The sequence below is a fragment of the Kocuria sp. CPCC 205263 genome, from assembly GCF_040981075.1.
Lineage (GTDB): Bacteria > Actinomycetota > Actinomycetes > Actinomycetales > Micrococcaceae > Kocuria > Kocuria rosea.
In genome coordinates this window covers 47879-68625 of the sequence record NZ_JAVKPV010000012.1, presented here as the reverse complement: position 1 = coordinate 68625, position 20747 = coordinate 47879, and the positions used below count along the sequence as shown (strand labels likewise).

The window sequence follows — 20747 nt, the reverse complement described above, 5'->3', positions numbered from 1 at the left end:
TCCCGATCGCGCACACCGGTTCGCCCGTTCCCGGAGCACCCGGGCGGCCCCGACCGTTTCACCAGCAAGCTTGCTATTCTGCTGGAAGCACCCGTCCCAGCACGTCCCACCGGAAGAGAGCAGGACCCCGTGGCCGAGATCAATCCCGAGCAGGCACGCAACGACCCGAAGAAGGCCGGTGACGCCTTGAACGAGGAGTCCGGCCTGAGCATCGAGGGCGACACCCCTCCCGACGCCGGCTCGGGCGTGGGCCCCACCAACCACGAGCTCGACGTCGACCGGCCCGGTGACTCCGCGAAGGGGAAGATCGCGCTGGCCGTCATCATCGGCCTCGTGGCGCTGTTCGTGGTGCTGTGGTTCGTCGGCGCCGTCGTGGGGATGTTCTGAGCCCGACGCCCTGAGGCACCGGGCCGCCGCCCGCCCCGGCCCGCCGCCGGCCGGCGGGCGCGCTCACGGCCGGCCGGCGTCCCCGTCGGTGCCGTCGTCGTCCTGGCCGGCGTCCTCGTCGTCCTCCTCCGTCCAGTCCTCCGAGGACGGGCCCATCATGGCGAAGCGCTCGCCGTCCGGGCCGGCGGCGAACACCAGCTCCCCGTAGCCGAACTCCTCCGGCTCCTGGACCAGCGCGCCCCCCGCGGCGACGACCCGCTCGGCGGCGATGTCGGCGTCGTCGACCTCGAAGCAGACCCACCACAGCGGCGGCGCCTCCTGCAGGTGGTCGACGTCCTCGGCGGCCACGCCGATGCCGCCGGCCGAACGGTCCATGCCCGGGACCGTGAACACCGCGTACGCCTCGTGCCGCGTCCCGATGTCCTGGTACGTGTAGCCGAAGACCTCGGCGTAGAACCGCTCGGCGGCCGCCTGGTCGGTGGTCAGGAGGTCGCACCAGGCCACGGTCCCGTGCCTGCCGACGATGCTGAACCCGGTGTGCTCCTGCGGCTGCCACACCCCGAAGGCCGCCCCCGTGGGGTCGATCCACACGCCCATGGTGCCGAAGCTGCCCACCGCCATCGGCTCGAACAGCTGCCGGGCACCGGCCGCCACCGCGGCCCTGCCCGTGGCCACGATGTCGTCGGACGAGAGGTAGACCGCCCACGCGTGCGGGTCGTCCTCCATCTCGGGCAGCGCGGGGGACATCCCCGCCACCGGCTGTCCGTCCACCAGGGCGTTGCAGTAGCCGCCGTACTCCGGGTCCGAGGGCGTGAACCGCCACCCGAGCACGCTCGCGTAGAAGTCCATGGAACGGTCCAGGTCCGAGACCATGATGTCCGCCCAGCACGGAGCCCCCGTGGGCCATCGGTCGATGCGCTCGGTCATCCCTGAGTCCTCTCGTCGCGCGCCGGATCGGGTTCCGCCCGGGTGCCTGCGACGCGGGCCGCACCCGCGCGGTCCTTCGTCCCCCCATGCTCGTCCCCCGCGTCCCGATTGGGAACACCTCCCGCCGGGAAGCGGGGGCGGTCCGCACGGCCCCGGGCTCCGGGCTCCGGGGCATTAACATTCCTCGTTTCCTGACGGCGCCCCCGATCCGTTCCTAGACTCGGAGCCAGGACAGGGGTCACGGCCGCGGCCGGAGCCCTCCCCGGGGGGATCGACGAGGACAGCATGCGTGCGTGGTGGATCGATGAGCCCGGTCCCGCGGCCGGCGGGCCGATGCGCTTCGGGCAGTGCCCCGACCCCGTGCCGGGGCCCGGGGAGCTGCTCCTCCGGGTGCGGGCCTGCGGGGTGTGCCGCACCGACCTGCACCTCGTGGAGGGCGACCTCCCCCTGCACCGGGCGGGGGTGATCCCGGGCCACGAGATCGTCGGCGAGGTGGTGGGCGCGGGCCCCGGCTGCGCCCGGTTCCGGAAGGGCGAGCGCGTGGGCGTCGCGTGGCTGCGGCACACCTGCGGCCGCTGCCGGTTCTGCCGCCGCGGCCGGGAGAACCTCTGCACCGCCCCGCGCTTCACCGGGTGGGACCAGGACGGCGGCTACGCGGAGCTCACCCTGGCCCCGGAGGCCTTCGCCTACCGCCTGCCCGAGGAGTTCGACGACGAGCACGCGGCTCCCCTGCTGTGCGCCGGGATCATCGGCTACCGGGCGCTGCGCCGGGCCCGGCTGCCGCCCGGGGGCCGGCTGGGCATCTACGGCTTCGGCGCGTCCGCCCACCTCGCCGCCCAGGTGGCCCTACACCAGGGCGCGGAGGTCCACGTCATGACCCGCTCGGAGGCGGCGCGCGAGCTGGCCCGCGACCTGGGCGCCGCCTTCGTCGGGGAGGCCGACGAGCCTCCCCCGGTGCCGCTGGACGCGGCGATCCTCTTCGCCCCCGTGGGCACCTTCGTCCCCCCCCGGCGCTGCGCGCCCTGGACCGGGGCGGCACCCTGGCCGTCGCCGGGATCCACCTCAGCGACGTCCCTGCCATCGACTACGCCGCGGAGCTCTTCCAGGAGCGGCAGCTGCGCAGCGTGACCGCCAACACCCGGCAGGACGGCGAGGAGTTCCTGCGACTGGCCGCCCGGCTGGGGCTGCGCCCCACCACCGTCCCCTATCCCCTGCGCGCCGCGGACCGGGCCCTCGCCGACCTGGCCGCGGACCGGATCACGGGGGCCGCCGTCCTGCGCGGGTGAGCTCCGGCCCCCAGGCCCCGGGCCCGGCCGGAACCGCACCACAGGGACCGCACGCAGGGCAGCGGACCCGGGGAAGCGCATCGAAGAGACCACCCGCCGACATCCCGCGGACGCCCCGCACCGGGCTCCGGCCACCGCCCGACTCCTCAGGAGCTCCCGTGAACGAGCACCCCGCCTCCCACCCGCCCCGTCCGGACGACCGGCAGGACGCCCCGCGCCGCACGAGGCCCGGGCAGTGGGTGCTGCTGGTCCTGGGCACCCTGCTGACCGCCCTGGGCCTGGCGGCGCTTGTGAGCGGCCTGGTCCTCGCCGGAGCGGCCGCGGCCCAGCAGGACGGGCGCTTCCTCACCGCGTCCCCGGACCGGCACCAGACCATCACCTACGCCCTGGTCGGCCCGCCCGCCGTGCTCGACGTCGGCGACGCCCAGCTCTCCCCCGTGCCCTTCCTCGACCAGCTCGGCAGGGTGCAGGTGCGCGTGATGGCGGCCGACCCGCAGCAGGACATCTTCGTGGGCGTGGCCGAGACCGCCGACGTCGACCGGTACCTCGACGGCGTCGCCCACGCCGAGCTCGGCCGCGCCACGGAGTCCGGGGACGACACCCGGGCCCGCGTGCCCGGCGAGCGGGTGCCCGACCGGCCCGGGAACCAGACCTTCTGGGCCGACTCGGACCAGGGCCCCGGCACCCGGGAGCTGACCCTGGACCTGCGCTCGGGCAGCTGGACGCTCGTGGTGATGAACGCCGACGCCACCCGGCCGGTCTGGGCCGACCTGCAGCTCGGAGCGCGCTCCGACCTCCTGGGCCCCCTGGCCGGCGGCCAGCTGATCGGCGGGCTGGCCGGGCTGGTCGTGGGCCTCCCGCTGCTGCTGCTCGGCGCCGCCGGACTCGGCCGGGACATCGACCCGCGCACCCCGCCGCGCGGCACGGGCCCGGGAGCGGCCCTCGCCGAGAACCCGGGGCGGGACCGGACCCCGCCGCCAATCTCGCCCGTGCGCCTGACCGGCTTCCTCGACGCGGGACTGTCCCGGTGGCTGTGGCTGGTCAAGTGGCTGCTGGTGATCCCCCACCTGATCGTACTGGCCGTGCTGTGGTTCGCCCTGGTGGTCACCACGGTCGCCGCCGGGTTCGCCATCCTGTTCACGGGCCGGTACCCGCCCTCGTGGTTCTCCTTCAGCGTGGGGGTCCTGCGGTGGAGCTGGCGGGTGGCGTTCTACTCCTACTCGGCCCTGGGCACCGACCGGTATCCGCCCTTCACCCTGGCCCGTGCGGACCATCCGGCGCAGCTGGAGGTCGCCTACCCGGAGCGGCTCTCCCGCGGTCTCGTGCTCGTGAAGTGGTGGCTCCTGGCGATCCCGCACCTGCTGATCCTCGGGGTGCTCACGGGCGGCGGCGGCACGTGGAGCACCACCCGCAGCGGCGACGACGGCACGACGACCACCAGCTGGGGACCGTCCCTGCTCGGGCTGCTCGTGCTGGTGGCCGCCGTGGTCCTGCTCTTCACGGGCCGGTACCGTCCCGAGCTGTTCGCGCTGGTCGTGGGCATCAACCGCTGGGTCAACCGGGTCCTCGCCTACGTGCTGCTCCTGCGGGACGAGTACCCGCCGTTCCGGCTCGACCAGGGGCCGGCCGAGCCCCCGTCCCCCGCGGCGGCGCCGGTGCCCTGGTCCTCAGCGGCACCCGACCGGCCGCAGGACCGGCCGCACGACCGACCGCAGGACCGGCCCGGGGACCAGCCGGACGACCGGCCCGGGGACGGACCGGAGAACCAGGGCCCGGCCCGCTGACCGGACGGCCTCCCGGGCAGCTCGTGCCGTTCGGGGAGCCCCGTGCCGGGAGAGGCCCTCAGCGGAACCGGACGTCCTCGATGCGCGCCCGGAAGAACTCGCCCTCGGCCTGCCGGTCGGTGCCCCAGGCCCAGCCGGCGCGCAGGACGGTGGCCATGCGCACGCCGGCGAGATCGGCCTCCTCGGAGAACGCGACCCCGAAGGGGTGGCGGCCGTACCCGGTGCCGTCTGGGTCGCCCCACCGCTGCATGCTCAGCTCCCGGAGCCGGCCGTCCGGATCGACCCGGAGCAGGGCGTCCTCGCGCTCCCCGTCGAGGACCCAGGTCATGACGGCGGTGTCCGGGGCGGTCCCCGCGGACCAGGTGGCGCCCGGGCAGGCCGGCGGGACGAGGACCCCCTCGCCGGCGAGCCGCCCGGCGGCGCTGCGGGTGATGTCCGGGCCCGCGGCGGACAGCACGGGCACGAGGCCCAGCAGCCGCCACCGCAGCTCGCCCCCGCCGGGCCCGTACCGGTCGTAGCCCGCGACCGGCAGGCCGAGGACCCGGGTGCGGGCGGCCCAGACGAAGCCGATCCCGGGGGTGATGAGCTGCCGGGCGGAGAAGGGGCGCCACGCGCCGCCGAGCCGGATCTCGCCGCGCATCGACAGCTCCGCCGAGACCCACGCCGGGGTGCCGGGCGGCACGGCGTGCTCCAGCCAGCGGCGCGCGGGCTCGGGCAGGCCGGCGTACGCCGCGGTGTCCACCGGGGGCGGCACCGGGTGGCCCGGGCGCTCCAGGTCCGCCCAGTGCCGGCGGGCGCCGCCCGGCAGCCGCCCGATCACGGCCGGACCCCGAGCGGCACGGCGGCGGCGGCCGCTCGGGCCCCCGGCCCCCGAACGGGGACGGGGACGGGAACAGACGGCGACAAGGTCCGGGACCGGGTCATGCCTCCCAGGCTAGACCGCCGGCCCGGCAGCGGGCGCCGGAGCCCGCCGACGCCCGGAATCCACGGTCACACTCGGACACGGGACCCGGCGGTGGAGCAGGATGGCCCCATGCGCGTGCACCGGCTCCCGGCACCGTCGTCGTTCCGCGTGGCCGCCCCGAGGGGTCCCCGGGCGGTGCTCGTGCTGGTCCTCGCGGCGCTGCTGCTGCTCGCGCACCCGGCGGCGCCGCCTCCCGCCGCCGCGCAGGAGCGCGCGGGGCAGGCCGTGCGGGAGCTGAGCACCGAGGACGTCGACACGTGGCTCGACGGCCTGGTCCCCGCCCTCCTGGATGCCGAACAGCTCCCGGGGGCGACGGTGGCGGTCGTCTCCGGCGGCGAGGTCGTCACGCTGCGCGGCTACGGCGCGGCGGACCGTCCCCGGTCCGTGCCGGGGGCCACCCCCGTGGACCCCGGGCACCACCTGTTCCGGATCGGCTCGGTGTCCAAGCTCTTCACGGCCACCGCCGTGCTGCAGCAGGTGGAGCGCGGTGCCCTGGACCTGGACGGCGACGTCCGCGAGCACCTCGACTTCCCGCTCGAGCTCCCCCTCGGGACGGTGACGCTGCGGCACCTGCTGAGCCACACCGCCGGCTTCGAGGCGCGCGTGGACCACCTCATCACGCCGGACGCCGGGAAGGTCCGCGACCTGCGCACCGAGCTGGCCGAGGACCCGCCGCAGCAGCTCTTCGCGCCGGGCACCACCCCCGCGTACTCCGACTACGGCCTGGCCCTGGTCGGCTACGTCGTCCAGCAGGTCACCGGCGTCCCGTTCGAGGAGTACGTGCGCCGCGAGGTCCTGGACCCGCTGGGCATGACCTCCAGCACCGCCGAGCAGCCGCTCCCGCCGGGGCTGTCCGAACGGATGGCCGGCGGTTTCCCGGCGCCGGGGGCCGAGCCCGGGCCGTTCGAGCACATCTCCGTCCCGCCCGCCGGATCCGTGAGCAGCACCGCGCGGGACATGGCCGCGTTCCTGAACCTGCACCTGGGCCACGGCCCCGACGGCGTCCTGGGCGCCGAGGCGCTGGCGGCCATGCACGCCCCGGCGCTGCCGCCCGCGTCCCTCGGCGGGCTCGGCGCCGCGGAACAGATGACCCTGGGCTTCCGGGGCCACGAGGTGCGAGGGGAGCGGGTGCTCTCCCACGGCGGCGACACCAACCTCTTCCACAGCGAGCTGGCCCTGTTCCCCGGCGCGGACGCGGGCCTGTTCGTCTCCCTCAACGGCAACGGGGTGCGCGCGCTCAGCACCGCGGTGCTGCGGCAGCAGCTGGTCGAGCAGTTCGCCCGCCGGTACGTCGCCCCGCCCGAGCGGGCGGCGCCGGCGCTCCCGCCCGGCGCGGCGGAGCGGGCAGCCGCCGTGGCCGGCCACTACCGCGGCGAACGCCGGGCGGCGTCGAGCGCCGCGGCGCTGGTGGGGTCGCTCGCGATCACCACGGTGACCGCCGGCCCGGACGGGACGATCCGCGTCGCGTCCCTCGGGGCTCCCCCCACCACGATGCGCGAGGCCGAGCCGTGGCTGTGGCGGGAGCCCGGGGGCACGGCCACCCTCGCGGCGCGGGCCGACGAGGACCGGGTCCGGGACGTCGCGCTGGTCGCCTACCGCACCGAGGGCAGGGTGAGCGCCTGGCACGGGCTCTTCGTGCCCCACCTGCTGCTGCTGGCGGCGCTGCTGGTCCTCGTCGTGACGCTGGTCGCCTGGCCGGTGAACCGCCTGCGGCGGCGCCGGCGGTGGGGCCCGCCGGACACCGGCGCCCGCCCCCGGCGCGTGCGGCGACTGGCCTACGCCGCCCCGGTGGCCGTGCTGGCTGGACTCGTGCTGTTCGCCGCGAGCGTCCAGCCGGACCTGTCCCTGGTGCGGCCCCTCACCCGTCTCGGGCAGGCGGTCCTGCTGCTGGGGGTCCTCGGCGTGGTGCCCGCCGCGTGGCACCTGGCCGGCACGCTCCGGCGCCGCGCCGGGGTGGTCGCCGTGGCCGGGGCGGCGCTGCTGACCCTGTCCCTGGCCTGGGTCGCCGGCTGGGCGGTGGCGTTCCGCGTCCTGTGGCCCGATCTCAGCGTCTGACCCGCGCCCGGGCCCGCGTGCCGGTCAGGCGTTGACTGCCGGCGGCGCCCGCACCAGCATGAGCGCCACGGGCCGCCCGCGGAGCGGCCGCCGGGACCCCGAGTCCCCGAGCACCGGGAGGACGACCATGACGCGCATCGGCACCAGGAGGAGCACCCGGTGGAAGGACCTCACGCCGGGGCAGCGGACCGCGCTGCTGACGCTGGCATCCGTGCAGGTCTCGCTGGCGGCCACCGCCTGGGCGGACCTCGCCCTGCGGCCCGCGGCGGAGGTCAACGGCGGCAAGGGGACGTGGGCCGCGATCATCGCCGTCAACTTCGTGGGCCCGGTCTTGTACTTCCGGCGCGGCATCCGCCGCTGAGCGGCCCCGGGACGGGGACCCGGGCCCCCGGTCACGGATCCGGGATAACGATTCAGCACGTCACGGAGAACACTTAGCGATCGCATACGCACGGATCTAGACTGGTCCCACCAGCAGTTCCGTCCGCTTGGCAGAGGGCGGTCACCGGTGGACCCACGGTCCCGGGACCCCGGCCGAGCGCACGGCCGATCGCCGGGCGGTGGGGGCCGACCGGCGTCCCACCCGCCGTCCGGCGATCCGGACCCAGTTCCCCGCTCCTCGGAACCTGGAGGTTCCACCATGAAACGCACACCGACGTCCCGGCTGCTCACCGGGCTCTCCGCGGCGGCGCTGGCCACCACCGGCATCGCTCTCGCCGGACCGGCCCACGCCGTGTCCACCCAGGGGTTCCTCTCCTACGTCGACGGCTGGCGGGTCGGCCAGCACGTGCGCGAGCTCGCCGACGTCAACGGGGACGGCCGCGCCGACGTCGTGGCCTTCGGCGACCCCGGCGTCTTCGTCGCCCAGGGCCAGGCCAACGGCACGTTCGCCGCGCCGGTGCTGAAGGTCCGCGACTTCGGCACCGCGCAGGGCTGGCGCACCGACCGGCACCCGCGCACGGTCGCCGACGTCGACGGCGACGGCCGGGACGACCTCGTCGGCTTCGGCAACGCCGGCGTGATCGTCTCCTACGCGCAGCCCGACGGCAGCTTCACCGCGCCGCAGCTCAAGGTCCGCGACTTCGGCTGGAACCACGGCTGGCGGGTCGACCAGCACGTCCGCGAACTGGCCGACCTCTCCGGGAACGGGACGGCGGACATCGTCGGCTTCGGGTACTCCGGCGTGACCATCTCCCACGGCCGGGCGGACCGCACCTTCGACGGCACCGGCAAGCGGATCGACAGCTACGGCTGGGACCGCGGGTGGCGGATCGACAAGAACCCCCGGATGCTCGCGGACATGGACGGCAACGGGACGGCCGACATCGTGGGCTTCGGCGACGCCGGCACCTACGTCTCCTACTTCTCGGCGCTCGGGGACACGTTCACCCAGCCCGCCCTGGAGATCAGCGACTTCGGGTACGCCCAGGGCTGGCGCGTCGACCAGCACCCCCGGGTCGTCGGCAACGTCAGCGGCCACCTTCCCCCGGACGTGGTCGGCTTCGGCCACCGCGGGGTCCTCGCCGCCTACTCCCGGCCCGCCGCCCCCGGCGAGCCCAGGCACCAGCCGGTCTCGCTCGAGCTCGCCGACTTCGGCGCCGCGCAGGGCTGGCGCACCGACCGACACCCCCGGGACCTCGCGGACATCAACGGCGACGGGATCCTGGACGTGGTCGGCTTCGGCAACGCGGGTGTGCTCGTGGCCTACGGGGACGACGACTTCCTGACCGGGCCCGAGCTGACGTCCAGCTCCTTCGGCTGGGCGGCCGGCTGGGACCCGGCACGGTTCCCGCGCCTGCTCGGGGACGTCGACGGCGACAGCCGCGACGACGTCGTCGGCTTCGGGTACTCGGCCACCTACGTGGGCCTGTCCTGAGCGCGGGACCGGGGCGGCCGCCCGGCCGCCCGGTTCCGCGCTCAGGTGAGGAATCCGCGCAGGGACCGCTCCGCGGCCCGGTAGGTGGCGGCGTCGATGGTCTCGCCGTCCAGGAACCGGTCGATCACGCGCGGGTCCGTGTAGGAGCTGCGGGCGATGGCGGGGGTGTTGCCCAGGTGCTCGGCGACCTCCCGCATGGCGGCGGACACGGCCTTCTTCCGGGCGCTCTCGCTGGGGCGGGTATCGGCGCGAGCGGCGAGCGCCATCGCGGCGGTCACCGTCCCCTGCCAGGTGCGGAAGTCCTTGGCGGTGAAGTCGGGGCCGCACCGGTCCCGCACGAAGTCGTTGAGCCGGGCGCTGGTGATGCCGGCCCACTGCCCGTCCTCGTCGCGGAACGCGAGCGCGGTCTCGTCCGGGCCGCGCTCCAGCAGGGGCGCGAGCGCGGCGGCGAGGTCGGCGTCCCGGAGGCTCAGCGTCCACTGGTGCCCGCTCTTGCCGGGGAAGTCGAGGTGCACGTCCCGGCCGTCCACCCGGACGTGCCGGACCAGCAGGGTGGTGACGCCGTAGGAGCCGTTCGACTGGGCGTACTCCTCGTTGCCGATGCGCAGGGCGGCCTCGTCCATGAGCCGGAAGGCCGCCGCGCAGGCCTTCTCCTCCGTGGCGCCCTCCGTCCGCAGCAGCCGGGTAACGGCCGGGCGGGCCTGCGGGAGCGTGTCGCCGAAGTCGAGGACACGGTCGAACTTCTCGCGGTCCTTCAGCTCCCGCCACCGAGGGTGGTAGATGTACTGGCGCCGTCCGGCGCCGTCGACTCCCGTGGCCTGGATGTGCCCGTTGGGCTGGGGGCTGATCCACACGTCCTTCCAGGCCGGGGGGATCGCCAGCCCGCGGATCCGGTCGAGCTCGTCCCCGTCCTGGACCTTCGTGCCGTCGGCGTGCCGGTAGGCGAACCCCTTGCCGTACCCGCGGCGGGTGATGCCGGGACGGCTGCAGTTGCTGCGCCGCAGGCGCGGCGTGCGGGGCGGGCGGGGTTTCGCGGGGCTCTGCTGCGCGGCGGCCATGGTGTCCTCCCGGGTCGGCTCCGGGAGCACCCCGGGGACACCAAGTCTACTGACTGTCGGCGTCCGCGAGGACGAGGCCGGCGGCGGTCCCGGTCAGGGCTCCGAGCGGGTGTACGCCGCGGCGCGCACGGCGTCGTCGTCCTCGAGCCCGGCCCCGAGGGCCCCGCCCACGGTGGCGAGCGTGGCGGTCAGCCACGCGAGCTTGACGTACTCCACCGCCCCGACCGGGGCACCGATCACCGCCGCGAAGACTCCGCCGTCCACGAGCAGCAGCGCCCCGAGCCAGGACAGGGCGAAGACCGCGAGGTAGAAGACGGACACGCCGATGGCCACGGTGGCGGCGGTGGCGAGGTTGAACAGGGCCACCTGCTCGCGCTCGGCCCGCCGGCGCGGGCGCTCCCACAGCCGGGCGCCGACGACGAGGGCACCGGTCACCGCGGCGATCGACAGCAGGCCCAGCAGCCCCAGCCGCCAGGGCCCGTAGGCGGCGGCGAGCAGCCACAGGTCCGAGGCGACCAGGGTGAGCACGCCGGTCGCCGCGGCGAGGGCGAGCGTGCGGGACAGCCGCACCACCAGGGTCCACGGCCGGTTGGCGCGGATCATCCCGAGCAGCAGGCGCACGTTGCCGCCGAGGACGCGGGCCGTGAACTGCACGGCGTTGTCCTCGGGCCGGTCCTCCAGGTCCTCCGACCGCTGCCGCGCCCGCCGCACGAGCTCGTCCTGCGCGTCGGCGTCGTCCGCGTCCTCCGTGTCGTGGCCGAGCAGGTGGCCGACCACCCGCACGGTCGTCTGCCGCACCTTCTGCCCCAGGTGCAGGGCGCCGAGGGCCGGGACGGCGACCAGGCCCACGCCGTGCACGGGGCTCAGCTGCGTGAGCACGGGGCTGCGGCCGTCCTTGAGCGGGACGTCCGTGAGGACCACGACGAGGTCCCAGTCCTCGTCGAGCATCCGGTCGCGCGCGGCCTCGAGCAGGTCCAGGCCGTCGGCGGGCGGGACGACCAGCCGGTCGGTCACCGCCGCCACCCGCCAGCACACCCCGGGATAGCGCGCGTGCAGCGGCCCCGGCAGGGAGGCCGCGAGGTCCCGGGGCAGGGCGCCCGCGATCTGGGGGGAGAGGACGAGGCCGACCAGCAGCTCGGGCACGGAGTCGTGGGCGGGGTCGGCGGTGGCGGAACGGTCGTCGGGCACCGCTCAATCCTGGGGCAGGACCCGGGGAAACGCCACTCGGGGACCGAGCCGGCGGGGTTCAGGCGGCCAGGGCGGGGAGGGTCTCGGCGTGCCGGAGGGGGCGGGCCGGCAGCGTGCGCAGCGGGTGGGTGCGGGGGCCGGTGGGCACGGTGATGCCGGCGGCCCCGGACCCGGAGGAGACCCCTCCGTGGTCGACGGCCGCGCGCAGCAGGGTCACCGCGGTGGGCTCCAGGTGCTGGACGGAGGCCAGGTCGACGTGCACGTGCACGCCGGCGGTGAGCGCACGGGCGCGTTCGATCACGGGGTGGAGCACGTGCTGGTTGGCCTCCGTGACGCATCCCGTGACGAGCACTCGGACGTGGGTGCCGTCGAGGTCCACCTGGACCAGGACGGACATGGTGTGTTTCATGGTGGAGCTTTCGAAGAAGAGGGGAGGGCCGCCCGGGCGAGGGCGGCGCCGCGGCGGGGACGGCCCGCACACGGGAATCGCCACCCGGCGCACCGGGTGGCGATTCCTGGGGATGGCGGCGGGCTGGACGGCCCGGCGCCGGGGATCTCACGAGGAGATCAGGGCGTGATCACGCAAGCACGGTGATGTTCGCGGCCTGGGGGCCCTTGGGGCCGTCCTGGGTCTCGAACTCGACGCGCTGGTTCTCCTCGAGGGAGCGGAACCCGCCGGAGTTGATCGCGGAGAAGTGCGCGAACACGTCCTTGGAGCCGTCCTCGGGGGTGATGAAGCCGAAGCCCTTGTCGGCGTTGAACCACTTCACGGTGCCAGTAGTCATGGGGAACCTGTCTTTCTGGGAAACGGAGCCTCCCCGGCGATCGGGGTGCTCGGGCGTTGCGATGCCTGCCAAAACGTCTTCTCAGAAAAACTGCCGTACCCGATGTCCGGGCGAACTGCTTGAACTGCAAGAACGAAACTTCAACAACTGGTCATGACTCTACAGGTGTTCGGGGAAAAGCACAGTGACGGGTCCCACTGCCCTCCCACCCCGGGGGACGGCCCCGGGGAGACCTGGCGCGGAGCGGGCCGCAGCGGACAGGGCGGTCCCGGCTGCCCGGGGTCCCGTCCCCGGCGCCCGCGCCCTGGGCTCCCCCGGCCCGGGGTGCTGAATTCTGGACCGTGCGGCCCGGCGCCGGGTCGTGGACACGAACGGATACGGAGATCATGAGCGCCCACTGCGACGCGCCCTGTGACAGACCCCGGCCTTCGGGCCGTGCAGATGTGACGAGGTGGTGGGGCCGATGGAAGTCCTCTCCGTCCTCAGCGGGGTGGCGACGCCCCCCGTCCGCGGCGCCTCGACGGTCGCCGCCGGCCCGGACGCCCCGGCGCCCCGGACCGGTGTCCCCTCGGCCGGGGGAGGGCCCTCTGATGCTGGAAGCATGGATTCTGCTCGCCGTGGCCGTCCTCCTGATCCTCGGCAACGCGCTCTTCGTGGCCGTGGAGTTCTCGTTCCTGACCGTCAACCGCAACGAGGTCCGCGCCGCCGAGGAGGCCGGCGACCGCCGGGCCGCCGCCATCGAGCGGGCCCTGACGAAGACCGCCACCAACCTCTCCGGCGCGCAGCTGGGCACCACCCTGACCAGCCTGGTCGTGGGGTTCCTCGCCGGGCCCTCCCTGGGCGTGCTCCTGGCGCAGGGCCTCGGCCTCACCGGGATGTCCCAGGGGGCCGCCACCGGCATCGCCACCACGGCCGCGTTCGTGCTCGCCACCTTCACCCAGATGGTCTTCGGCGAGCTCGTGCCGAAGAACTGGGCGATCGCCGAGCCGATGCGCGTGTCCCGGCTCGTGGTCCCCCCGCAGCGGGTCTTCATGCTGCTGCTGGGCTGGCTGGTGACGTTCCTCAACTCCTCGGCCAACTGGGTGCTCAAGCTGCTCGGCTTCACCCCGACCGAGGAGGTGGCCAGCGCCCGCACGGCCGCCGACGTCATGCGCCCGCGCCCGTAGGTCACCTTCCTCGACGACCACACCGTCCAGGAGCTCGTCGAGATCTCCTCGGAGACCGGCCACTCCCGCTTCCCGGTGGAGGGCGACTCCGTCGACGACATTGTGGGCGTCGTGCACTTCAAGCACGCCCTCGCCGTGCCCTTCGAGGACCGCGGCACCCGCACGGTGCGCGAGTTCGCGGTCCCGACGACGACCGTCGCCGCGTCGATGACCCTGGACCCGCTGCTGCGCGAGCTGCGCAGGCCCGGACTGCAGATGGCCGTCGTCGTCGACGAGTACGGGGGCACCGCCGGGATCGTGACCCTCGAGGACCTGATCGAGGAGATCGTCGGCGAGATCAACGACGAGCAGGACGAGACCGTCGCCCGCTACCGCCGTACCCGCGACGGGGGGATCTCGGTGTCCGGGCTGCTGCGCCCCGACGAGCTCGGCGACGTCATGGGCCTCGAGCTGCCCGAGGGCCGGGAGTCCGACACCCTCGGGGGGCTGATGGCCGAGAAGCTCGACCGGCTGCCGCTGGGCAGAGACACGGTCACTCTCGAGGCCGTCGACCACGTCCACCGCGACGACGACAACCTCCCCACCACCACGGACGTCGCCCTGACCGTGGTGCGGCTGGACGGGCACCGGGTGGACCGGATCGTCGTCCGGCGCGGCGACGGCCGCCGCGCCGAGGCGGGCGGCGCCACGCCCGCGGGCACACCGGCCGAGAGGGCCGGCGACGCGTCCGGCTCCACGGCCGTCGACACCGAGAGGGGTGAGTCCCGATGAGCGAAGGCCTCGCCATCCTGTTCCTGGTCCTGCTGCTGGGCGGCAACGCGTTCTTCGTGGCCGCGGAGTTCGCCATGGTCTCGGCCCGCCGTGACCAGATCGAGCCGAGGGCCGCCGCCGGTTCCGGCGCCGCCAAGATCGCCCTGGAGGGCATCGAGGACGTCTCGACGTCCCTGGCCGCCACCCAGCTGGGCATCACGGCCTGCTCCCTGCTGATCGGCGCCGTGGGGGAACCCGCGATCGCCCACCTGATCGAGGGACCCATGGCCGACGCCGGGGTGCCCGAGGGGCTCGTGCACCCGGTTGCGCTGGTCATCGCCCTGCTCATCGTCACGTTCTTCCACATGGTGATCGGCGAGATGGTGCCCAAGAACATGGCCATCGCCAGGCCCGCGGCCTCCGCCCTGCTGCTGGGCCCGGTCCTGCGGGTCTTCGTGCTGGTCTTCCGCCCGTTCATCTGGCTGATGAACCAGTCCGCGAACCTCGTGGTCCGGTACGTGTTCAAGGCCGAGCCCCGGGACGAGGTCGCCTCGAGCTTCACCTTGGACGAGGTCGCCGGGTTCGTCGCCGAGTCGGGCCGCGAGGGCCTGCTCGACGAGGACGAGATCACCCTGCTCACCGGGGCGCTGAACTTCGAGCACCTCACGGCGGAGGACGTGGCCATCCCCGCCGGGCAGCTGCACACCGTGCCCCGCTCCGCCACCGTGGCGGAGCTGGAGCGGATCTGCGCGCGCACGGGCTTCTCCCGGTTCCCCGTCCGGGAGGACGACGGGACGCTGGTGGGCTACGTCCACACCAAGGACCTGCTCGCGACCCCGGCCGAGCGCCGCCACGCCCCCGTCCCGCAGGAGGCCGTCCGCCGGCTCGCCACAGTGCCCGCCGACGCCAAGCTGCGGCGGGTCATGCGCTCCATGCAGCAGCGCAACGCCCACCTGGCCCTCGTCGAGGGACGGGGGACGACGGCCGGGGAGGTCTCCGTGGTGGCGCTCGAGGACGTCCTCGAGGAGCTCGTCGGGGAGGTCCGGGACGCGACCGGCACGTCGGCCTGACCCCACCCGTGACGCGGCCCCGCCCGGACCCGGGCGGGGCCGCGTCACGCTCAGCGCACGGGGACCCGCCCGGCCACCGGGTTCTCCAGGGTCCCGGCGTACTGCAGGGACGCCGCCTGGTCGGTCAGGTCGACCATCTGCAGGGTGTTGAGCAGCTGCAGCCGGTTGAGGCAGGAGTGCTCGAACCGGGGCGCGAAGAGCGGCACGCGGTCCGCGCCGGCCGGGTCGGCGTCGGCGACGTCCTGGAGGCACCGCGCCGCGAGGTCCCAGAACTCGTCCGCGGCCAGCAGCCCGTCGGCCTCGAGCAGGCCCGCGAGGTGCCGCAGCACGCCGTCGAACACGTCCGTGTGCACGGACAGCGCCGCCGTGGCGGGCGGCACCACGTGGCGGATCCGCTCGAGGCCCTCCGGGAGGGGACGGTCCGTGACGACGGCGACCTCCTCGCCGATGTCCTTCATGACCGCCCGCCGCGGGACGTGCCCGGCCAGGACGAGGACGACGTTCTCGCCGTGCGGCATGAACACGAGGTCGTGGGCGAGCAGGCACCGGGCCACCGGGGCGAGGTACACGGCGAGCAGCCGCCGCACCCACTCCGCGGCGTCCAGCCTGGACGCGCGCACGTGCACGGAGACCAGCGGCGTGCCGCCGGCGTCGACGTGCAGCAGGGACGCGAGGGTCGCGAGCCGCTCCCCGTCCGCGAGCCGGGGCACGGGGCTCTCCCGCCACAGTGCCGCGATCATCTTGGTGTGCGGGCCCTCCTCCCCGTGGCCGGAGGCGGCGGCGCGGTGGTACGCGTCCCCGGTGTAGCCGACCGCGGCCACCTCCCGCAGGACCGAGAACCCGGCCTCCGCGAGCACCGGGTCGGCCGCGACGACGTCGGCGACCCAGTCGTTGATCGCGGGGGTGTCGCGCATGTACCGGGGGGAGAGCCCCCGGAGGAAGCCCATGTTCTGCACGGCCAGCGCGGTCTTCACGTAGTGCCGGTCGGGACGGGAGACGTTGAAGAACGTGCGGATCGACTGCTGCGCCCGGTGCTCGTCCCCGGAGGTGCCCAGCAGCACGAGGTCCCGGCGGGCGAGGTCGGGGGCGAACGTCACCGCGATCCGGTGCTCCCACTGGTGGGGGTGCACCGGCAGGGGACGGTAGTCCTCCGGGTCCAGGCCCAGACCGGTCAGCCGGGCCCGGAAGCGGGCCCGCACGGCCGGGTCCAGCTCATCGGCCCACAGCTGCTCCTCGGTGCGGCCGCGCCCGGTGTCGAGGCGGCTGAGCTCCCGGCGGACGGCGAGCCACACGAGGCGCACCGGACGGGCGGCCTCGGGGGCGAAGCGGTCGTGCTCGGTGACGCCCATCCCGATCCGGCCGTTGTTGGCCACGAAGCCCGGGTGCCCCTCGGTCATCGCGGCCTCGACGTCCTGGAAGCCCGCCTCCGCGAGCGCGGCCGAGGGCCGGGTCCGGTGCACCAGCTTGTACGCGGCCGAGGCGAGCGTCCCCGCGATCTCCTCGAGGTAGGTCGCCAGCAGGTGCGGGGGGATGCCGAGCGCGGGGGCCAGCTCCGTGACCAGCGCCTGGGCGTCCGGCTCGGCGTCCGCGCCGTCCACGGAGCGGCGCAGCGAGCCCTCGTCCAGCACCCAGTGCTCCAGGGCGGTGCGCCGGGCCCGGAACCGGTAGCGGACCCGGTCCCCGCCGGTGCGGACCTCGAAGAGCCCCTCCCCCACGGGCTCGGGGGCAATCAGCCGTTCGTGGGCGAACTCGGCCAGGGCCTTGCAGCACAGGTGGCGGTGCGCGGTCCGCATCGGGTGCAGGCCGAGGTGGGCGGGCCCGTCGGCGGCCTCCTCCCCGGGGACCGCGACGGGGACCACGGCGGGGACCACGGCGGCCGCGGGGCCCAGCTCGGAGGCCGCGAACCCCTCGGGGGTGCACGTGCTGAGCAGGGCGGTCTTGCAGGGCAGCTCGAGCGGGCCGTGGACCTCGAAGCCGGCGCGGGCGTTGAGCCGGTGGACGGCGGTGTTGCGGACGTCGGGCTCGACGACGACGCGCCGGGCCCCGCGCCCCTCGAAGAGCCAGCGCAGCGTGGCGGCCATGAGGGCGGCGCTCGTGCCCGGCACGGGGGTCCGGGCGGGGGCGAGGAGCAGGTGCATCCCCACGTCGCCGGGCCGGTGCGCGTAGTGGCCGGGGAGGAGCACCGCGCCGGGGTCGTAGGTCTCGACGAGCCCGAGCGGGACGCCGTCGAGGCGGGCCAGCCGTGCGTCGCAGTGCGGGTCCTCGGCGACGGCCGCGAAGGTGCGCCGGACGCGCTCGGGGTCGGCGTCGAGCAGGTCCCAGAACCAGGACCGGGGGTGGGTGAGCCAGGCGTGCAGGAGCTCGACGGTGGGCGCGTCCGGGACGAGCGGCTCGAGGGTCAGGACGCCGCCGGGGGTGGCGAGACGGGCGGGCGAGGGGCGGGCGGTCATGCGGTCTCCTGGGGGATGTCGCGGGGGATGTCCTGGGCGGCGCCGCGGGGGACGCCGAAGGTCTGGAAGGCGATGGCGGGCTCGACCGGGTAGACCTCCCGGCCCGTGACGGCCCGGAGGATGACGCTGTTGCGGTAGGCGCCCATGCCGAGGTCGGGGGAGGTCAGGCCGTGGGTGTGCACCTCGGCGTTCTGCACCCAGATCCGGGAGCGCTCGTGGTCGACCGCGTAGTCGCGGGAGACGTCGTAGCGGCCGGCGGGGTCCCACGCGATGTCGTCGAGGACCGGGGCGAGGAAGGCGGGGACCTCGGCGCGGTAGCCGGTGGCCAGCACCAGGGCGCCGGTGGGGTGCCGCCAGCCGCGCTCGAGCTCGTCGTCGTGCAGGGCGAGGACCAGGTCTCGGCCGTCCTGCTCGACACCCGTGAGGGTGGTGCTCGTGGTCAGCAGGCCGGCGGGGTGCCCGTGCACCGAGCGGCGGTAGAGCAGCTCGTGGATGTCGTTCACCAGCTCCGCGCTGATCCCCTTGTAGAGGCTGGCGTGCTCGCGGTTGAGCCGGTCCCGCCGGTCCGCGCCGAGGCCGTGGAAGTGGTCCACGTACTCCGGGGAGGTCAGCTCGAGGGTGAGCTTCGTGTACTCCATGGGGAAGAACCGCGGGGAGCGGGTGATCCAGTCCACCCGCGGGCCGTCGGCGCCGGAGCGCTCGAGCAGGTCGCGGTAGACCTCGGCGGCGGACTGGCCGCTGCCGAGCACGGTGACGCTCCCCCGCCCGAGCAGCTCCTCGCGCCGGGGCAGGTAGTCGCTGGTGTGCAGGACGGTGCCGGCGGCGGGGTCCACGCCTGCGGGCACCGCGGGCACCGTGCCGACGCCGAGGACCAGCCGGCGGGCCCGCCACTGCTCCGTCCCGGCGGCCGTCCGGGCCGTGACCACGTAGGCGTCGTCGGCGGGGTTGCGCTCGACGCCGGCGACCTCCCGGCCCCAGCGCAGGCTGTCGAGCTGCTCGCTCGCCCACCGGCAGTAGGCGCTGTACTCGGCGCGCAGCGGGTTGAAGTCCTCCCGGATGTAGAACGGGTACAGCCGTCCGGTCCGCTTGAGGTAGTGGAGGAAGGAGTAGGGGGAGGTGGGGTCGGCCAGGGTGACGAGGTCGGCGAGGAACGGGACCTGGATCGTGGCGTCCTCGAGCATCAGCCCGGGGTGCCAGTCGAAGGCGTCCTTCGCGTCGAGGAACACCGCGTCGAGGTCCTCCAGCGGTGCGGCGAGGCAGGCCAGACCCAGGTTGAAGGGGCCGATCCCGATGCCCAGCAGGTCGTGGACGTGCCCGGTCGCGGGGGCCATCAGCGGGCTCCCGCCGCGGCCTCGAGCGGGCGGGGCGCGGCACCGCGGGCGGCGGCCCGGACGAGGTCCAGCACGCTCCGGACGTCCTCGGTGGTCGTCGCCGGGTTGAGGAGCGTGAGCTTCAGGCACCGGCGGCCGTCGAGGACGGTCGAGGCGACCGCGGCGCGGCCGGAGTCGAACAGCGCGCTCCGCACGGTCTCCACGAGCCGGTCCGCGGCGGCGTCGTCGGTGTCCGGGGACCGGTGCCGGAACAGGACGGTCGAGAGCACGGGCTCGGCCACCAGCTCCAGGTCGGGGGTCTCGTCCACGATCCGGCCCGCCTCCTGGGCGAGCTCCAGCACCCGGTCGAGGGCGCGGCCGATCCCCTCGGCGCCGACGGTGCGCAGGGTCATCCACAGCTTCAGGGCGTCGAAGCGGCGCGTGGTCTGCAGGGACTTGTCCACGAGGTTGGGCCGCACCGCGTGCCGGGGGTTCAGGTACTCGGCGCTCCACGTGGAGAAGCGCAGGCTCCGCCCCTCCCGCAGCAGCAGGGCGGAGGCGGCGACCGGCTGGAACCAGGACTTGTGGAAGTCCACGGTGACGGAGTCCGCCCGTTCGATCCCGTCCAGCCGGTGGCGGTGGGCGGGCGAGACGAGCAGGCCGCCGCCGTAGGCGGCGTCGACGTGCAGCCAGACGCCGTGGGCGGAGCACGCCCGGGCGACGTCGGCCAGGGGGTCGATCGCCCCGAGGTCCGTGGTGCCGGCCGTGGCCACGACCGCGGCGATCTCCGCGCCGGACGCGGCGACGTCGTGCAGGACGCGCTCGAGGGCGACCGGGTCCAGGGCTCCGCCCCGGGCGGCGGGCACGGGCACGACCGCGTCCGCGGACAGGCCCAGCAGGTGCGCCGCCTTCGCGATGCTGAAGTGGGCGTGCTCCCCCGCCACGATCCGCAGCCGCCCGAGCCGCTCCCCGCGGGACGCCGGGTGCGCCCGGGACAGACGCTTCTCCCGGGCGGTGAACAGCGCCTGGAGGTTGGACTGGGTGCCGCCGGTGGTGAACACGCCGTCCGGCTCGCCCGCGGCGGGGAAGCCGATCCGCGCGGCGGTCCAGTCCACGATCCGCTGCTCGACCAGGGTGGCGGTGGTGCTCTGGTCCCAGGTCTCGACCGCCGTGTTCACCGCGGCGGTGAGCGCCTCGGCGGCCACCGCCGGGATGGCCACGGGACAGTTGAGGTGGGCCATGTAGCCCGGGGCGTGGAAGTGCACGGCGTGGTCGAGGTAGAGCCGCCGGGTCTCCTCGACCACGGCGCCGAGGTCCCCGAGGGGCCGTTCGAGGTCCACCGCGGAGACCAGCTCCTCGAGCTCCTCGGGCGTGGCGGCGGAGCGGGGGCTCCGGGCGCCGGCGAGGTGGACGGCGAGCACGTCGACGGTCTCGTGCAGGGCGCGGGCGTACTGCGCCGGGGTGTCGTGGGTCAGCAGGAAGTCGTGCATGGGCTCCTCGCAGGGGGTCGACGGGGCCGCTCGGGCCCCTCGTGGAGTTAGGCAAGGCATACCTAACCACATCGGCGGAGCGATTACATCATGCTCGTGTTGCGTATTCGCCGGATCACGCCCTAGGGTGATCCCTGTCTTCCGGGTTAGGCAACCCTTGCCTCACCTCGCGTCCCACCGACGGTCCCGCCGTCGACGTCC

Annotated in this window: 19 protein-coding genes and 1 pseudogene; 11 read left to right on the top strand and 9 right to left on the bottom strand. The window is 75.0% G+C overall.

Translation table 11 applies throughout. The features are described 5' to 3' along the window. Positions 1 to 129: 129 nt before the first annotated feature. Positions 130 to 387, top strand: coding sequence for a DUF6480 family protein (locus tag RF647_RS16135; protein WP_368812619.1), 258 nt, complete (start codon positions 130 to 132; stop codon positions 385 to 387). 63 nt (positions 388 to 450) lie between these two features. Here the strand turns inward: RF647_RS16135 and RF647_RS16130 are convergent, their stop codons facing one another. Next, positions 451 to 1314 carry a VOC family protein gene (locus RF647_RS16130; protein WP_368812618.1) on the bottom strand — a complete coding sequence of 288 codons (864 nt, stop codon included), beginning with the start codon at positions 1312 to 1314 and terminating at the stop codon, positions 451 to 453. 285 nt (positions 1315 to 1599) lie between these two features. Here RF647_RS16130 and RF647_RS16125 point away from each other — a divergent pair, with 285 nt between their 5' ends. The 3 genes from RF647_RS16125 to RF647_RS16115 all read left to right on the top strand — a co-directional run bounded on the left by RF647_RS16125 (position 1600) and on the right by RF647_RS16115 (position 4384). After that, positions 1600 to 2442 carry a zinc-binding alcohol dehydrogenase family protein gene (locus RF647_RS16125; RefSeq protein WP_368812617.1) on the top strand — a complete coding sequence of 281 codons (843 nt, stop codon included), beginning with the start codon at positions 1600 to 1602 and terminating at the stop codon, positions 2440 to 2442. Then, positions 2439 to 2600 (top strand): hypothetical protein, encoded by a 162-nt coding sequence (locus RF647_RS16120; protein WP_368812616.1) that lies wholly within the window; start codon positions 2439 to 2441, stop codon positions 2598 to 2600. Before RF647_RS16125 ends, RF647_RS16120 begins: the two co-directional genes overlap by 4 nt. A gap of 158 nt (positions 2601 to 2758) precedes the next feature. Then, complete coding sequence (locus RF647_RS16115) at positions 2759 to 4384, top strand: DUF4389 domain-containing protein (protein ID WP_368812615.1); 1626 nt, start codon at positions 2759 to 2761, stop codon at positions 4382 to 4384. Positions 4385 to 4442: 58 nt separating this feature from the next. On the opposite strand, the gene RF647_RS16110 is transcribed toward RF647_RS16115, so the two are convergent. After that, positions 4443 to 5204, bottom strand: a complete 762-nt coding sequence (locus RF647_RS16110) for a DUF6544 family protein (protein ID WP_368812614.1) — start codon at positions 5202 to 5204, stop codon at positions 4443 to 4445. 213 nt (positions 5205 to 5417) lie between these two features. On the opposite strand from RF647_RS16110, the gene RF647_RS16105 reads away from it, so the two are divergent. The 3 genes from RF647_RS16105 to RF647_RS16095 all read left to right on the top strand — a co-directional run bounded on the left by RF647_RS16105 (position 5418) and on the right by RF647_RS16095 (position 9279). Beyond that, positions 5418 to 7403: a serine hydrolase domain-containing protein gene (locus RF647_RS16105; RefSeq protein ID WP_368812613.1), complete on the top strand. Its 1986-nt coding sequence runs from the start codon at positions 5418 to 5420 to the stop codon at positions 7401 to 7403. Positions 7404 to 7530: 127 nt separating this feature from the next. Then, a complete protein-coding gene (locus tag RF647_RS16100; protein WP_368812612.1) occupies positions 7531 to 7764 on the top strand; it encodes a hypothetical protein in 234 nt (77 codons plus the stop codon). A 279-nt stretch (positions 7765 to 8043) separates the two neighbouring features. Beyond that, positions 8044 to 9279 (top strand): FG-GAP repeat domain-containing protein, encoded by a 1236-nt coding sequence (locus RF647_RS16095; protein WP_368812611.1) that lies wholly within the window; start codon positions 8044 to 8046, stop codon positions 9277 to 9279. 41 nt (positions 9280 to 9320) lie between these two features. On the opposite strand, the gene RF647_RS16090 is transcribed toward RF647_RS16095, so the two are convergent. The 4 genes from RF647_RS16090 to RF647_RS16075 all read right to left on the bottom strand — a co-directional run bounded on the left by RF647_RS16090 (position 9321) and on the right by RF647_RS16075 (position 12310). Further along, entirely contained in the window at positions 9321 to 10367 is a 1047-nt protein-coding gene (locus RF647_RS16090) for a DNA topoisomerase IB (RefSeq protein ID WP_368812610.1), read from the bottom strand. 63 nt (positions 10368 to 10430) lie between these two features. After that, positions 10431 to 11525 carry a hypothetical protein gene (locus RF647_RS16085; protein ID WP_368812609.1) on the bottom strand — a complete coding sequence of 365 codons (1095 nt, stop codon included), beginning with the start codon at positions 11523 to 11525 and terminating at the stop codon, positions 10431 to 10433. A gap of 58 nt (positions 11526 to 11583) precedes the next feature. Continuing rightward, a complete protein-coding gene (locus RF647_RS16080) occupies positions 11584 to 11934 on the bottom strand; it encodes a hypothetical protein (RefSeq protein WP_368812608.1) in 351 nt (116 codons plus the stop codon). A 169-nt stretch (positions 11935 to 12103) separates the two neighbouring features. Next, positions 12104 to 12310: a cold-shock protein gene (locus tag RF647_RS16075; RefSeq protein ID WP_035923571.1), complete on the bottom strand. Its 207-nt coding sequence runs from the start codon at positions 12308 to 12310 to the stop codon at positions 12104 to 12106. A 590-nt stretch (positions 12311 to 12900) separates the two neighbouring features. On the opposite strand from RF647_RS16075, the gene RF647_RS16070 reads away from it, so the two are divergent. The 4 genes and pseudogenes from RF647_RS16070 to RF647_RS16055 all read left to right on the top strand — a co-directional run bounded on the left by RF647_RS16070 (position 12901) and on the right by RF647_RS16055 (position 15296). After that, a complete protein-coding gene (locus RF647_RS16070) occupies positions 12901 to 13476 on the top strand; it encodes a CNNM domain-containing protein (RefSeq protein ID WP_368812607.1) in 576 nt (191 codons plus the stop codon). Between the two features lie 12 nt (positions 13477 to 13488). After that, positions 13489 to 13596: pseudogene (locus RF647_RS16065) on the top strand (hypothetical protein); the annotation flags it as partial. Beyond that, a complete protein-coding gene (locus RF647_RS16060; protein WP_368812642.1) occupies positions 13579 to 14247 on the top strand; it encodes a transporter associated domain-containing protein in 669 nt (222 codons plus the stop codon). The pseudogene RF647_RS16065 and the gene RF647_RS16060, both read left to right, overlap by 18 nt. Then, entirely contained in the window at positions 14244 to 15296 is a 1053-nt protein-coding gene (locus RF647_RS16055) for a hemolysin family protein (RefSeq protein ID WP_368812606.1), read from the top strand. Before RF647_RS16060 ends, RF647_RS16055 begins: the two co-directional genes overlap by 4 nt. A gap of 50 nt (positions 15297 to 15346) precedes the next feature. Here the strand turns inward: RF647_RS16055 and RF647_RS16050 are convergent, their stop codons facing one another. The 3 genes from RF647_RS16050 to RF647_RS16040 are packed head-to-tail and all read right to left on the bottom strand — an operon-like array spanning position 15347 to position 20546. Continuing rightward, the gene (locus tag RF647_RS16050) at positions 15347 to 17746 is read right to left on the bottom strand and encodes a GNAT family N-acetyltransferase (protein WP_368812605.1); all 2400 of its coding nucleotides are present in this window, start codon (positions 17744 to 17746) and stop codon (positions 15347 to 15349) included. Continuing rightward, entirely contained in the window at positions 17743 to 19077 is a 1335-nt protein-coding gene (locus RF647_RS16045; protein WP_368812604.1) for a lysine N(6)-hydroxylase/L-ornithine N(5)-oxygenase family protein, read from the bottom strand. The genes RF647_RS16050 and RF647_RS16045 overlap by 4 nt, the downstream gene beginning before the upstream one ends. Beyond that, on the bottom strand, positions 19077 to 20546 hold the full coding sequence (locus RF647_RS16040; protein ID WP_368812603.1) for an aspartate aminotransferase family protein: 1470 nt from the start codon (positions 20544 to 20546) through the stop codon (positions 19077 to 19079). The genes RF647_RS16045 and RF647_RS16040 overlap by 1 nt, the downstream gene beginning before the upstream one ends. Positions 20547 to 20747 lie beyond the last annotated feature (201 nt).